The organism is Lentisphaera araneosa HTCC2155 (assembly GCF_000170755.1).
In the GTDB taxonomy this organism is placed as follows: Bacteria; Verrucomicrobiota; Lentisphaeria; order Lentisphaerales; family Lentisphaeraceae; genus Lentisphaera; species Lentisphaera araneosa.
This window is the reverse complement of sequence record NZ_ABCK01000031.1, coordinates 1-13,555: the sequence shown is the minus strand read 5'-3', so window position 1 is coordinate 13,555 and position 13,555 is coordinate 1. Positions and strand designations below refer to the sequence as shown.

At 41.3% G+C, this 13,555-nt stretch carries 13 protein-coding genes and 2 tRNA genes; 9 read left to right on the top strand and 6 right to left on the bottom strand.

Features of this window, described 5'->3' with window-relative positions; all coding sequences use genetic code 11:
• Window positions 1–129 precede the first annotated feature (129 nt).
• From LNTAR_RS21185 to LNTAR_RS21175, 3 genes are read left to right on the top strand one after another with little or no spacing between them, the layout of a single operon-like run.
• A complete protein-coding gene (locus tag LNTAR_RS21185; protein WP_007280813.1) occupies window positions 130–660 on the top strand; it encodes an RNA polymerase sigma factor in 531 nt (176 codons plus the stop codon).
• Window positions 657–1,082, top strand: a complete 426-nt coding sequence (locus LNTAR_RS21180) for a hypothetical protein (RefSeq protein ID WP_007280812.1) — start codon at window positions 657–659, stop codon at window positions 1,080–1,082. The genes LNTAR_RS21185 and LNTAR_RS21180 overlap by 4 nt, the downstream gene beginning before the upstream one ends.
• Before the next feature lie 12 nt (window positions 1,083–1,094).
• Complete coding sequence (locus LNTAR_RS21175; RefSeq protein ID WP_007280811.1) at window positions 1,095–1,748, top strand: hypothetical protein; 654 nt, start codon at window positions 1,095–1,097, stop codon at window positions 1,746–1,748.
• On the opposite strand, the gene LNTAR_RS26215 is transcribed toward LNTAR_RS21175, so the two are convergent.
• Both LNTAR_RS26215 and LNTAR_RS21165 read right to left on the bottom strand, forming a co-directional pair.
• Entirely contained in the window at window positions 1,749–2,249 is a 501-nt protein-coding gene (locus tag LNTAR_RS26215) for an NUDIX hydrolase (RefSeq protein ID WP_007280810.1), read from the bottom strand.
• Window positions 2,246–2,617: a DUF4870 domain-containing protein gene (locus LNTAR_RS21165; protein ID WP_007280809.1), complete on the bottom strand. Its 372-nt coding sequence runs from the start codon at window positions 2,615–2,617 to the stop codon at window positions 2,246–2,248. The genes LNTAR_RS26215 and LNTAR_RS21165 overlap by 4 nt, the downstream gene beginning before the upstream one ends.
• 197 nt (window positions 2,618–2,814) lie before the next feature.
• Here LNTAR_RS21165 and LNTAR_RS21160 point away from each other — a divergent pair, with 197 nt between their 5' ends.
• Window positions 2,815–3,414: a superoxide dismutase gene (locus tag LNTAR_RS21160; RefSeq protein ID WP_007280808.1), complete on the top strand. Its 600-nt coding sequence runs from the start codon at window positions 2,815–2,817 to the stop codon at window positions 3,412–3,414.
• Between the two features lie 52 nt (window positions 3,415–3,466).
• On the opposite strand, the gene LNTAR_RS21155 is transcribed toward LNTAR_RS21160, so the two are convergent.
• The 4 genes from LNTAR_RS21155 to LNTAR_RS21140 are packed head-to-tail and all read right to left on the bottom strand — an operon-like array spanning window position 3,467 to window position 10,785.
• Window positions 3,467–4,852: a TolC family protein gene (locus LNTAR_RS21155; protein ID WP_007280807.1), complete on the bottom strand. Its 1,386-nt coding sequence runs from the start codon at window positions 4,850–4,852 to the stop codon at window positions 3,467–3,469.
• Window positions 4,849–6,813, bottom strand: a complete 1,965-nt coding sequence (locus LNTAR_RS21150; RefSeq protein WP_007280806.1) for an ABC transporter permease — start codon at window positions 6,811–6,813, stop codon at window positions 4,849–4,851. Before LNTAR_RS21150 ends, LNTAR_RS21155 begins: the two co-directional genes overlap by 4 nt.
• The gene (locus LNTAR_RS21145) at window positions 6,806–8,230 is read right to left on the bottom strand and encodes an efflux RND transporter periplasmic adaptor subunit (protein ID WP_007280805.1); all 1,425 of its coding nucleotides are present in this window, start codon (window positions 8,228–8,230) and stop codon (window positions 6,806–6,808) included. The genes LNTAR_RS21150 and LNTAR_RS21145 overlap by 8 nt, the downstream gene beginning before the upstream one ends.
• Entirely contained in the window at window positions 8,227–10,785 is a 2,559-nt protein-coding gene (locus LNTAR_RS21140; protein ID WP_007280804.1) for an HlyD family secretion protein, read from the bottom strand. The genes LNTAR_RS21145 and LNTAR_RS21140 overlap by 4 nt, the downstream gene beginning before the upstream one ends.
• Window positions 10,786–11,072: 287 nt before the next feature.
• Here LNTAR_RS21140 and LNTAR_RS21135 point away from each other — a divergent pair, with 287 nt between their 5' ends.
• The 5 genes from LNTAR_RS21135 to ribH form a co-directional block, all read left to right on the top strand.
• Window positions 11,073–12,245, top strand: a complete 1,173-nt coding sequence (locus LNTAR_RS21135; protein ID WP_007280803.1) for a glycosyltransferase family 4 protein — start codon at window positions 11,073–11,075, stop codon at window positions 12,243–12,245.
• A 72-nt stretch (window positions 12,246–12,317) separates the two neighbouring features.
• A tRNA-Glu gene (locus LNTAR_RS21130) sits at window positions 12,318–12,393 on the top strand.
• Window positions 12,394–12,422: 29 nt separating this feature from the next.
• Window positions 12,423–12,498, top strand: a tRNA-Glu gene (locus tag LNTAR_RS21125).
• A 164-nt stretch (window positions 12,499–12,662) separates the two neighbouring features.
• Window positions 12,663–13,265: a 3,4-dihydroxy-2-butanone-4-phosphate synthase gene (ribB, locus tag LNTAR_RS21120; protein ID WP_007280802.1), complete on the top strand. Its 603-nt coding sequence runs from the start codon at window positions 12,663–12,665 to the stop codon at window positions 13,263–13,265.
• A 17-nt stretch (window positions 13,266–13,282) separates the two neighbouring features.
• A partial coding sequence (ribH, locus tag LNTAR_RS21115; protein WP_007280801.1) for a 6,7-dimethyl-8-ribityllumazine synthase occupies window positions 13,283–13,555 on the top strand: 273 nt, incomplete at its 3' end.

Here is a 13,555-nt window from a genome sequence, read left to right as displayed (position 1 = left end):
CTTTATTTTTTTGTTTGATCACCAATAATTTTTTTGATTCTTGCGTTTTAACAGTATCAACGCAAAATTAAGAGTTTACATTGAGTGAAAGAGTTATTGACAAACACGAGTTTTTATCAGGATTCGGCTATGAATGAGAGCGATTTATTAGATCAGCTTAAAAATGGCGACGAACGAGCTCTATCAGACCTAGTGAGTTTGCATCAAGAAGCGATGATAGCCTATGTTTACTGTTTGAGTGGTGATCTTGAATTAAGCAAAGATGTTTGTCAGGAAAGCTTTTTAAAGCTCATTAGCAAACCTCCCATGATATTTACAGGAAAAAGTTTAAAATCTTGGCTTTTTCGCGTGGCTCGCAATCAATATATGGATCATTTGCGTCGCCATAAAATTAGCTTTAGTGAATTGGAAGATAAATATGATTCTGGTGAGCAAGCTCCTGATAGCCAAATTATTGGGCTGCAACAAAAAGAAAAAATTCTCATGTGTTTGGATGAACTTCCCCAGTCACTTAAAGAAACAGTTGAACTTCGCATTTATGAAGAGCTGAATTTTCGGGAAATTGCCGAAAAAACTGGAACGCCTTTGGGGACAGTTTTATGGCGGATGAAAAAGGCTTTAAAACTTTTGAAACCCAAGTTTCAAGGAGATAGATCATGAGAAAAGATGAATTCCGTTTAAGTAAGGAACAATTTTTTGAATTGCGAAATGACTTGCACAAGGCCCCGTCAAGAAACAGAATCGCTTTAGCCCTCCCTGCTTTTGCGGCTCTCGCAATCATCGCCCTTTTAATCATGAACCCGCAAACGGAAGTGAACCCTTTAAAGGAATCTCAGAGTCTTGCCCAAGAAGATAGCCCTTCCAAAAATTTACAGAAGCAAGTCGAAATTGAAGTCGTATCCTACCAGGAATTAGCTGACTTTGAAAAAGAATTGGGGATGATCTTTTCTAAGAGAAAAGAAGAAGTGAAAGCGGTAGAAAAATTTCAACGTTGGAAAAAAAATAAGCCAGAAAGTCTAGTGCAAAGAATGGCGAATACTCGCCTTCGTTTAAAGAAATTAAAAAAGAAAATTGATAGTTAATAGGAGTTTACGATGAATAAGTTAATGATGATGTTTATGCTGCTTTTTGTGAGTAGTGGTTTAGCTTTTGCGAATCAGACAAAGTTCGATTCAGCAGAGCTGAAAGTTGTTTATGAAGAAGAGGAAGAGCACGAAGATGAAGACGACGATCATGAAGACGACGATCATGAAGAGCACGAAGATGAAGACGACGATCATGAAGACGACGATCATGAAGAGTTTAATGAAGAGGAATTTAACGTCTTTTTAAAAGAGCACTTTGGTTTTGCTAAACAGTTGTGGGAAGCTGCAGACGAAGATGATCGTGAGGACTTTATTGAAGAAATGGAAGAACTCTATTTAGAATATATCGAGCATCAGCAAGAGCCCGGAGCCGAGTTAATGCTTAAAGTCGAGATTATGGAAGTTCAATCACATCTTATTGGGGAGATGATACGCCAGGCAAAGAGTTCTGAAGAAAAACAACAAATGAGTCAAAAATTAGCGCAACATTTGAATCAGCTTTTTGATTTAAAACTGCGGGCTTATCATAGAGAAGTGGAAGAGATGAAGCAAGAGATTCAGGAAATGCAGAAAATGATTGAAAAGCGCAAGCGTTTAAAAGGGAAAATCATAGAAATGCAGATGCTTAAGCTTACAAATGAAGAAGAACTTTTGGAGTGGTAGTTACTGAATAGGAATTTTAAAATGGGTCATGATGAGGTGGTAAGTAAAGCCCCATAAATCAGTGCCTTCAATATCAATACAAGGGAAGTCAAAGTTCGGAAAGTTCTTTGACTTTTTCTTTTTGCTATGGAATTGCGTATTCCGCAAATAAGTGAGCGGAACCCAGTAGGATTCGCTGTGTTCTCTGAGGTCTAGATTGATTTGTGGCTTGCTGTCTAGCTCAAAGAAGTAGGGTTGAACCCACATGGGGCGCCCGACCTTTCCACCAGCAGAAAGCAATTCGAGTTCTTTAAAATCATGACTCGCGTCAAGTTCGAAACCACATTCTTCACGTGTTTCACGAATGGCGGCAGCCAAAGGAGATTTGTCTTCGGGGTCAATTTTGCCGCCAGGTAAGGACAGGTGCCCTGACCAAGGATCTTTATCATGAATTGATCGCTTGAGGATCAAAATTTCATCTTGACATAAAACAAGAGTGACGGCGGCTTGTGCTTTGTTCATTTAATGAGGCGTAATGACCAAGGGTATTTGTAGAGTTCTCCCCGATTGGCGGCGTTGGCAGCTTTGACGATGCAAACGATATCGACGATCAAAAGTGCGAATAACATCAAATAGCCAATCAAAATTAAGCATAAGACAATGGAAATGATCGAATAAATGAGCATGGCAATTTGGAAGTTGATGGCTTCTTTGCCACAAGCATCAAGAAAATCTGATTCATCTTTTTTTATTACCCAAAAGATCAGTGGGCCTAGGATCCCACCAAAGGGAATGCCCGCAAAACCTATGAATGCGAGCAAATGGCAAATCATGGCGTTGGTTTTTTCTTCTTTAGGTATATCTGCGGGGTCAATAATTATTTCATCCATACTCTTTCCTTGTACTTAAATATTTTCTTTACTTGAGTCTTTCTTGAATAAAGGTCAATAAATTTTTTCTATTTAGAAAGGATAAGTCAATCGCTTTTATTAAAATTTTGTTTTAAGTGTGTAAAAAGTTTGTGGTGGCAAAGCAAAAGGCATAAATTAGGAATAACAATAATTAACATAAAATAAGAGGTAACACCATGACTTTTGTACAAAGAGATTTGCCCTATGGTTTTGATGATTTAGCCCCCCATTTGGATCGCAGTGTTTTAGAGATTCATTTCACTAAGCATCACTCAGGTTATGTATCAAAACTGAATGCGGCATTAGAAAATACAGAACTTATTGATAAACAGCTATGCTCTCTCGTAGCTGATTTGTCAGTCGTGCCTGAAGCTAAGTATGCAGCGGTGAAAAAACTTGCTGGTCAACATTATAACCACCAACTTTATTGGGAAAGCTTATCTCCACGAGGTGGTGGCGAACCCGTGGGTGCTTTAGGTGATGCAATCGTGAGAGATTTTGGCTCTTATGAGGCTTTTCGCAGTCAATTTAGTGCGGCCGCCGCATCACAGTTTGGTAGCGGATGGGCTTGGTTAAGCGATAATAATGGCAAGCTTGAAGTGAGTTCTACTGGCAACGAAGATACGCCATTAATGACTGGCGCTAAGCCCTTACTCACTCTAGACGTTTGGGAACATGCTTATTACTTGCAGTACCAAAATCGCCGACCCGATTTTATTGAGGCTTTTTGGAATGTGCTTGATTGGGATGCAGCCAATACTCGTTTTACGTCCTAAGTTTCAGTAAAACCTGATTGTATAAGAGCGTGCCTAAGGGCACGCTCTTTTTTTATTTGAAGATGGTGATTTCTTCGAGGTCAGTCAGCTTCTCTTTTTTCACTATGGTTAAGTTTGGAGCGTAGGACATTCCCGTATCAAAAAGGTAGTTTTGCAGTGTTTCCATATAGTTGGTCTGGAGATTGATGAGTTGGATACGAGAATCTTCGAGGCGGTTTTGGCTACGTAGGTATTCGAGGATGGCCATTTTGCCACTTTCCCAACGGTCTTTATAGAGCTCGACTTGTTCCTCATTGAATTTAATTTCTTGAATTTGAACTTGAATAGAGGTGTTGAGTTCATTGAGTGCACGTTCTAAGCTACGCAGACTTTGTAAACGATCATTATAGAGGATTTTGTAGTCAAAATTATTTTCACGCAGATTATTTTTAGCAATTTGCAGTTGGGCAATTTCAGCACGGTTGCCAAGGGTCCAATTTACATTGACTCCAACAGTTGTATCTTCTTTACCTCGTAGGTTAATATTTTCGTTGGTATCATTTTCTAAATTGTGTCGTACAAATAGGCTGACATCTACAGAGTTTCTCTCATCGCGATCTTCGAGTTCTCTAGTCAGCTTAATTCGCGCGAGTTCGACGTTGAGAAAGTCTTCAGAATTTTGTTGAGCGTATTTCATGTCTTCAACGCTATTGGGTTTTGCCAATGAGAATTCGAAATTGGTTTCAACTTTGAATTCTTCTTCTGGAGCTAAGCCCATGAGAACTTGAAGATTATCGAGTTCATTTTTTAAGCGCACGCCTGCTGCAATAACAGAGATCTCATCACGAGGGACGTTGATTTTTGCCGAGGAAATATCGAGGGGATCTTCACGAGCAATGGCCATCTCCAAGTTTTTCTTAGAGGTCTCGAGGCGTCGCTTCGAAATATCGAGTGACTTTGTGACTCGAATGAGACGGTAAAAGCTATTCATGACATCACGCACGAGATCGCGTTTTGAGCGTTTGAGTGAGTTGAGGCTAATCAATTCATCGGTATGAGCATTACGGATATTCTTTAATGATGTACTAAGACTGCCACCACCGAGAATTTGTTTGGAAAGGGAGATACCAAGGTCGGTATTATCTGTGTTATTATCGCCATCTTGTGAGTGAGCTCCCGTCACATTGAACTCAAAACCAGCAGGCAAGGGTTGGTTTAATCGAAAAGTTTGAGCATCTGAGCTGCCGTCCGTCTTGGAACTCGCGGTTGAACTTATAGATAGGTCATAAGCGGCACGAGCGATGGCGGAGTTTTGAACGCGGTTTTCTAAACTCAGTTCAGAAGTTTTAATGGTGTGTGAGTTTTTAACGGCATATTCAATGATGTCATCAATGGCCCAAGTTTTTTTCTGAGCTTGGAGTGAACATGCAAAAAGAAAGATAAATAATAAGTTTTTCATTCGCTTCTCAATGCTTCTACGGGGTTAAGTTCAGCTGCATTTTTTGCGGGGAAGAGACCGAAAACTAAACCGGTCGACATGGATGCAGCAAAGGAAATAAATAAAAGGGGGATAGAAAAAACCACGGGGATTTCGACGAGACTACAGGTCGCAAAAACGACTATGATGGATAAGCCGACTCCTAAAACGCCACCCGTAGCGGAGAGGATAATCGCTTCAGCAAGGAACTGCATTAAAATGTTGTTTTGAGAGGCGCCAGTCGCGCGGCGGATACCAATTTCGCGAACGCGTTCACGAACGGATGCGAGCATGATATTCATGATACCGATACCCCCGACCACCATGGAGATTGAGGAGATAATCACAGTGAGAATGTCTAAGAGTTTACCTGCCTCTTCCTTTTGGCGTAAGAGATCGATGGGAATGACAATCTCGAAGTCTTTCACGCCGTTGTGAAGCCCTTGAATGATTTTTGCGATTTCAGCACCTGCGGAAATAAGAAGATCTTCGTTTTTAACTTGCAGTTGGATCTCATCGAGTTGGCTACGTAATTTTTGTTGGTTAATGCGGGCGAGTGCGGTTTGTAGTGGAATGAGGATATCTGAGTTAGAGTCCTTAAGTCCCGAGGCCTCAAGCCCGCCTAAATTAATGCTTTGATTTTTAAGGACACCGACAATCGTATAGGGGACACCACCAAGGGTGAGTGTTTTTCCTAAGACAGGTTCAGTAATTTTTGAAGCGACACTTGAACCAACTATACAGACTTTGGCAGCAAAGTTTTGATCAAAGGGGTCAAAGTCACGCCCTTCACTTAGTTTGAGGTTGTTCACACGAAGGAAGTCACCTTCAGTCGCTCTCACTCGTGATTTGAGTAAGTGCCCATCGTTCAGCACGGTCATGGGAGTTTCTCGAAGTGCGGCGTGAGCTTGGAGCCCTTCTTTACCTGTTAAGGTTTGATAGTCTTTGAGGCTGAGGCCTAGAGAGCCACGGATTCGCGCTTGGTTGAGCTCAAGGTCCTTGAGAGGTGTATTGGTGATTTTGACCAAATTTGAACCTAGAGCTCTAATTTGATCGGCTTGTTTCTTTTTACTGCCCAAAGAGAACGAAGACATGCAAATGACTGAGCTGACACCGATGATGATGCCCAACATGGTGAGGAATGAGCGCATTTTATGTGGGAGCAGACCCTCGCGCACACCAGACATGACGAGTTGGCGGAGTCGGATGCCGTAGCCAATTTCTGGGCGTTTATCTTGTTTGGTCTCGGGAAGTTTTGAATGGCCAGTATCATCAATGACGACGCCATCTTTCATAGTGATTTTACGTGTTCCCGTTTCGGCTAATTCACGATCGTGAGTCACCATGATGATCGTTTTGCCTTCTCGGTTGAGCTGATGAAGAATATCCATGATCTCTTGGCCCGTTTTCGAGTCGAGAGCACCAGTGGGTTCATCTGCCATGAGGATGTCTGGGGTGTTCACTAGGGCACGAGCAATAGCTACACGTTGATTTTGACCACCAGAAAGTTCTGTGGGTTTATGGCCTAGACGTTCTCCCAAGCCCATTTTGGTGGCATATACTTTGGCAACTTCTAAATTGTCTTCTTTTACACCACCGGCATAGGCGAGAGGAAGAGCAATGTTTTCGGTAATGGTGAGCGTTGGGAGTAAGTTGAATTGCTGAAAAACGAAGCCAACGGTACGGTTTCGGAAGGAGGATAATTCTTCATCTTTCATTTGAGCGACATCGACGCCGTTGTACTCGAGAGTTCCCCCATCAGGAGTATCAAGTAAACCGAGTATGTGCATGAGGGTGGATTTACCTGAACCCGAGCTACCAATGATCATGACGAACTCGCCTGCTTGGATATCGAGGTCAACTCCGTCAAGTGCTTTTACAGTTTCTTCTCCCATGTGATAATGGCGTTGGAGATTACGGATTTTGATGAGGTGATCACTCATTGTTACCTCCTGGGTAGAGTAGAACTTGCTCGCCTTCAGAGATGCCTTCTTCGATGATGAAATTAAAGTGATCTAGGACGCGGCCTTTCACGAGTTTACGGCCCTCATAAGTTCGTACATAGAGACCTGACTCACTATGTATAATAGCTGAGCGAGGAATAGTGAGGTATTGACGTTTGTTCGCAAGTTTAAAGTTAACTGATACGCTCATGCCTGGATGAAGTTTGAGCTTATTTGAAGCAAGTTCAATTTTAATTTCAAAGAGGTAAACTCGACTCTTTCCGTCGGGGCTATCAACCCAGTTATTTCTATCTTGACCTAGGCCAGCGATGTCGATAACTTTTCCTTTCATAGTTTGTTCTGGGTAGGCGATAAACTCGAGGTTGACAGGCATGCCAGGTTTGATTTTATCGTAGTCTGATTCATTGACTGTGCAACTGACTTCCATTTTTGTTGGATTAATAACGTCGGCTATGATAACGTTTTGACCAACGCTATTACCTGCTCTATAGGGGAGATAAACCCCGCCAGAACTCCAATCTCGTTTCTTTTTAATTCTTAAGTAGCCATCTTCGGGTGCAAGAATTTGTGTTTGTTTAGAAATTTTCTTTTTGTAATTGAGGTCAGTTAAGATAGTATCGATTTTGGCTTGAGTTTCTTTTAATTTATTGTTTAATGATTCCTCTTGTCGCTTACGCATCTCAACTTGTTTCTCTAAAGCCACTTTTGCATTTTCGATGTTTTGATCAAGAACTTTTAATTTATCTTCATCAACACCTTTCATCAAAGAGGTGTTTTCAGTGATAACTTGGCGAAGGTTCTCCTTTGATAGCTTGACATTCTTGACGAATTTATCGTAAGCCATCGCGGAGATGAAGTTTTTTTCATAGAGTTTTTTCTCGATTTTCAGAACTCGTTCATCTTCGGCAAGTTTAAGCTCGGCAAGCTTGCGATTGATTTTCATAGTTTTTACTTCATGGGGATGAGGTTTGTTTTTCTCGTAACTATAAATTTCTCGTGAACGTTTGAGCTTACTTCTGTAGGTACGGACACTGGCATCATAACTCTTGAGGTTTAGGTCCATGGTCAACTTTTGTAGATTTATGTAACGCTGGTAATTATTTAGATTGTTCTCTAAACCTCGGATTTCATCTAACATTGTTTTGTTGTCAATCGAAGCGACAAGCTCACCTTTTTTTACGTAAGTGTTATTCGGGAGGATACTTAGTAAATTGCCACTGCTACCACTGACTACGGGATACTTGATGGCAGGGCTGACATGACCTCTTTCCAGAAGGTTTTGCTCTTGATCAACAAGTGAGGCAGAGACGTAAATTTGTGATTTGGATCGAGGCTTGTAGAGCAGAAAGGCGAAGCAGGTACAAGCTAGGAGAGCAATGAAAGCAATTTTTTTCATAGTTCGCCACCCTCAAGAGGAATTTCAACTTTCGCCACTGATCCAGGTTTTATATGATATTTATTAAGTGGGGGGAGTTTGATTTCGTAGATACTAAAAACTTTTCCCGTCGGTTCTCTAGAAGAATAGGGGTCGGTACTTTGTTCAATTTCGTTATCTGGCTCAAAGTTAAAGCCTGGCTTCCCCAGTGTCCCTTTAAATACACGACCTTCAATTGAAGCAATGGTGATGTTGACTTCGACATTTTCTTTGATCATGGGGTGAAACTTTTCCAAAACTTTAACCTTCACCGTCATAGTATCAGTTTCGGGAAGAGAAAGTATACGATTCCAAGATCGAACTTCTGTGCCAATATCAACTTTCGTCACGCCATTTGAGCCCCAAAGTTTTTTGTAGTGAACGGTGCCTTTAGTGGGGGCTTTAATCGTCAGGCTTTCGTATTCTTGTTTGAGCTTAATTAGGTATGTTTTGTGATTGTCTAAAGCAATCTCAGCACTTTTTAGGGTATTTTTATCTTCTTCTATATCTATGGGCATGCGTTGAATCACTCTGTCAATATTATCTTTGGCTAACTCGAAATCAATTTCAGCTTTTGCGATCTCAGCAGAAGTAGCGCCTTTCTCTTCTTCATCTAAATCAATTTTAGCTTTTTCGAGTTTCAGTACCGCTTCTTCATAGGCGAGTTTAGCTTTGGCCATTTCGCTACTAGACACGAGGTGGCTCGGTTTAGCTTTTAATCTATTGTATAGAAATTGTTTATGATCTAATTGGATTTTTAATGACTTCCAAGTATAGCGTTTGTTAACGAGAGTTGCACTCAATAGTGGGTTCACAACAATGTCTTTGCTGAAGCGAGCTGACTCCAATGAATTCTTTAAGCGTTTTTTGTCAAACGCAAATTCATCTTGAGTTTTTTCAAGTTTCGTTTTGGCGTTTTCCAGAGCTTCCTCCAAATCAGCTAATTTAGTCTCTGCCTTTAAAATAGTTTCATCCAATTCAGTGGCATCTAGTTTAGCTAGTATTTCGCCTTGTTCGACACGAGATTCTTCAGGGATAAGCCAAGAAATTGTCGTTTTGTCCGATAAAAAGGGTACGATGACGAGGTTCTCGCGAACGGCATTCATTTCGCCGCGTAAGACGAGGGAGTTACCTGTGAACTCTTCACTGATGGCTTCATCTTTTAGTGGCCATGGAGCCGATTTTTGGAAAGAACGACTTTGATAATCTTCAGGTTGTGTGAAGAAAAAATATTTACCTTGGAACTCTCCGCTGACTTCGTTCATTATATTGTCATAGGCAATATAAGTTTTGTTATCGCGGTGGTGAATTAGGTCTGCGGGTACGGCAAAACGTTCTTGCTCTTCGGTGCTTAAATCCAGCATGCCCGTCATACCAGGACGAAGCCAAGAAGGGAGTTCCTCGGGTTTCAAAGTGAGTAAATAAAACTTAACACCAGTGGTTTTTGCCGTTTTCCCCCAACTTATTTTCGTTTGATAGGCAATGTCTTCCGGAGTGGCAGATATTTTACTGATTCTTACTTTGAGCTGAGTGTCAAGACGACCACTGACTTGTATAGTTCCTTTACCACCAACTTTAAAGTGTTTGATTTTGGTTTCTGGGAGATAAGCCGTGAAATAAGTGGAACTTAAGTCGGGTATTGAAGCCACAGATTGCCCCCAGTAGATAATGCTCCCTGCTTCAATAGGAGAAGAAATGTTGGCGTATTTCACATAGCCGTCAATTTCAGCTTTGTGAGACAGTTTTTCTAAACGTTCACTATATCTTTCGATGTCATCGTCTAGCTTCTCAAGGTATTTTTCTTGTTTTTTAATTTTGGAGTCAGCGATTTTTGTGGAGTCGGCTAAACTTTTAAGGGAAAATGCATGCTGAAGCTTGTTGTTTTCTAGTTTGAGTTCTTGTTTTTTGACATCTCTAGGGTCAGCTTTGCGTTCACTTATCTGAAGAAGTTCTTGCTTTTGGTTTAATGAGTTCTTTTTAATATTGTAATTCAATTCAATCTCAGCGTATTCAACGGATGAGATATAGCCTTTTTCGTAGCGAACTTTGGCCTTCTCCATTTCTTCTTTTGCGGCTTCATAGTCAACTTCTGAAACGCGCAGGTTACTTTTTGATAACTTGACGGTTTCTTGTTTGGGGAGATTGAGAACGGTATCGAGTGTGACTTCTTGGGTTAAGATGGCTTCTTTGTGATCTTTAAGTTCGTTCTTGAGATCTTTGATGTTGTTATTGATGTCAAAAATCTTATTTTTATAAGTGATTTCGGAGGAGTTCTTAGCGTTAACTTTTTGATCGTAGCGGTGTCTAACGCGCTCGCTGTTAAAGCGAATGACGACGTCACCTTCTTTAACTGCAGCTCCATCTGGCAGGATAAAATCGATGACAGATGTGCTGCGGCCGGATTTGAAGCTTTGTGCACTCTTGGCTTGTGATTCCACTCTTAACGATACAGCAGGCGTATAGGGCTGTAACTTAGCTTGTTCGGCAAAAGTCGAGAAGCAAAGTGAGATTAAAATTAATGTGGTTTTGTAGAGCAATCAAAAGTCCTTAAAATTCTTGTGTTCATGATTAAACGTGATGAGTTACATATTCTTTACGAAAAGGAATGAAATATCTAACATGTTTTACATATTTAAGACACAATTTATTTTCCTCAAAAAGGCTATTCTATTCGCTAAAAATTATTTATGATATGATAAATGGAGTAAAAATCAACTTTTTTTGGTGATTTTAACTCTATTTGAAACTACACCTCTCTTATGGCTATTGTGACAATAGGGAAAAAGTTTTATAATGCGCAGCTATAGATAGCACGGAGATCCATTTGAAGATAGCTCACATTATCACCCGCATGATTATAGGGGGTGCACAAGAAAATACTCTTTTATCCTGCATGGGGCAGGTGAGAGATGGTCACGAAGTCATTTTGATAACAGGACCAACCACCGGCCCTGAAGGTAAGCTTCTCGAAAAACACGATACGACTGGACTCAAAATTATTGAAGTTGAAGATTTGATTAGGAGCATTAATCCTCTTAAAGACTTGCGTTGCTATTTTGTCCTGCGCCAAATTATCAAAGAAGAAAAGTTTGACGTGGTCCATACTCATGCTTCTAAAGCGGGAATTATTGGTCGAGCTGCGGCATGGAAAGAAAAAGTTCCAGCCGTTATTCACACGGTACATGGGCCACCATTTCATCGCTATGAAAAAGCGTGGAAAAATCGCCTTTATATCGAGAGTGAAAAATTTGCAGCCAAGCGCTGTCATCAATTGCTCTGCGTGGCGGACGCGATGACGGATCAGTATGTGGAAGCTGGAGTGGCTCCTCGTGAAAAATTCAAGACAGTGCACAGTGGTATGAATTTAGAGCCTTACACGGATGAGAAAGACCCTAGCGGAGTCCGCAAAGTCGTTCGTGAAGAATTGAATTTAGACGAAGATGCGGTTGTTGTCGTAAAAGTGGCGCGTCTTTTTGAATTGAAAGGTCATGACTTCTTAATTGATGCCGCCGAGGAAGTCTGTAAGAGTCACCCCAAGCTCTACTTTGTCTTAGTCGGTGACGGCTTATTAAGAGAAGAGATAGAGGCCGATTTGAAGAAGCGAGGCTTGAGCGATCGATTTCGTTTCACGGGTTTAGTTCCACCGACAGAAGTCCCGAGATACGTATTGGCGTCAGATATTCTTTGTCACCTTTCTTTGCGAGAAGGTCTCCCGCGTGCCGTGGTTCAAGGTCTTGCTGCAGCTAAGCCTGCAATAGCCTTTAACCTTGATGGTGCTCCTGAAGTCGTGAAAAATGAGCAGACGGGTTACTTGTGTCGAGCGGAAAATTTAGAGGATGTAAAAGTGGCTCTCAGTACCCTTTGTGAGTCCTCTGAAAAGCGGCGTGAAATGGGTGCAAGTGGTTGTAAATTAGTAAAAAAGCTTTTCAGCACAGATCGCATGGTGGAGAGACTCGAAGAAGAGTATAAAATCCTGCTTAAAAATGGCTCTAAATAAAAATTTAATTTTTTTCATGAAAGACGGTTGACTAAGTAAAGTCTCCATGTATACTTGTCCCCGTCTTGAGGCGTCCCTATCGTCCAGAGGCCTAGGACTCCGGGTTTTCATCCCGGCAACAGGGGTTCGAATCCCCTTAGGGATGCCATTTTTTTTCAAGACTTGATGCTTTAATGCGTCCCTATCGTCCAGAGGCCTAGGACTCCGGGTTTTCATCCCGGCAACAGGGGTTCGAATCCCCTTAGGGATGCCATTTTTTTCCTATTTCGAACATCATTCTTCAGCACAAGCTTTAAACTCTGGATCAAAGCTTATACATTGCGTATATGACACGAGAATGTATGGACAAACGGCCTTCTTAGCCTATTATGTTGCCTACTATTTAGAAAATGATTAAATTAGAAACGGAAAATTGACGTGTTGGATTCAATACAAAGTGCCATTGACGATCTAAAACAAGGTAAAATGATTGTTGTTGTCGATGATGAAAATCGCGAGAATGAAGGTGACCTACTCATGGTTGCGGAGTTCGCAGATCCCGAAGCCGTCAATTTTATGGCCACTTATGGTAGAGGCCTAATTTGTGCTCCCATGACTCAAGCACGTGCAGATGAATTACATTTATCCCTCATGGCCGATTACAACGACTGTCCTTATGGAACGGCCTTCACAGTTTCCGTTGACGCAAAGAATGATACGACGACAGGTATTTCTGCGAGTGATCGATCCATTACTCTTAAGCGTTTAGCAGACCCAAGTTTTTCGTCAGACGACTTTATGCGTCCTGGCCACATGTTCCCCTTGATTGCCAAAGCAGGTGGTGTCTTAGAGCGTGAAGGACATACTGAAGCGGCCGTAGATTTAGCCAAATTGGCAGGCTCACAAGCTGTGGGAGTCATTTGTGAAATTTTAAATGGAGATGGCTCGATGGCGCGTCTTCCTGAACTAAAAGTCTTTGTGCAAAAACATGACTTAAAGTTGATCTCCATTGAAGATCTAGTACAGTTCTTAAAAAAATAATAAAGAAGGAGCTCATTATGGGCCGTAAAATTGAAGGACTTCTCACTGGAGAAGGAAAAAAGTTTGCTATTGTTACTGCTCGCTTTAATGAGTTAATTACTTTTAAGCTTGAAGAAGGTGCGATTGATTGTTTCCGTCGCCACGGAGTTTCCGAAGACAATATTGATACAGTGATTATCCCTGGTGCTTTCGAAATTCCCGTAGTTGCAGACAAGCTTGCTGCTACAGGTAAATATGATGCCGTAATTTGTTTAGGTGCCGTTATTCGCGGCGAGACTCCACATTTTGAT

Bases quoted from the DNA above. Each gene is read 5' to 3' on its own strand.
- LNTAR_RS21185 (WP_007280813.1), top strand. From the start codon at position 130: ATGAATGAGAGCGATTTATTAGATCAGCTTAAAAATGGCGACGAACGA.
- LNTAR_RS21180 (WP_007280812.1), top strand. From the start codon at position 657: ATGAGAAAAGATGAATTCCGTTTAAGTAAGGAACAATTTTTTGAATTG.
- LNTAR_RS21175 (WP_007280811.1), top strand. From the start codon at position 1,095: ATGAATAAGTTAATGATGATGTTTATGCTGCTTTTTGTGAGTAGTGGT.
- LNTAR_RS26215 (WP_007280810.1), bottom strand. From the start codon at position 2,249: ATGAACAAAGCACAAGCCGCCGTCACTCTTGTTTTATGTCAAGATGAA.
- LNTAR_RS21165 (WP_007280809.1), bottom strand. From the start codon at position 2,617: ATGGATGAAATAATTATTGACCCCGCAGATATACCTAAAGAAGAAAAA.
- LNTAR_RS21160 (WP_007280808.1), top strand. From the start codon at position 2,815: ATGACTTTTGTACAAAGAGATTTGCCCTATGGTTTTGATGATTTAGCC.
- LNTAR_RS21155 (WP_007280807.1), bottom strand. From the start codon at position 4,852: ATGAAAAACTTATTATTTATCTTTCTTTTTGCATGTTCACTCCAAGCT.
- LNTAR_RS21150 (WP_007280806.1), bottom strand. From the start codon at position 6,813: ATGAGTGATCACCTCATCAAAATCCGTAATCTCCAACGCCATTATCAC.
- LNTAR_RS21145 (WP_007280805.1), bottom strand. From the start codon at position 8,230: ATGAAAAAAATTGCTTTCATTGCTCTCCTAGCTTGTACCTGCTTCGCC.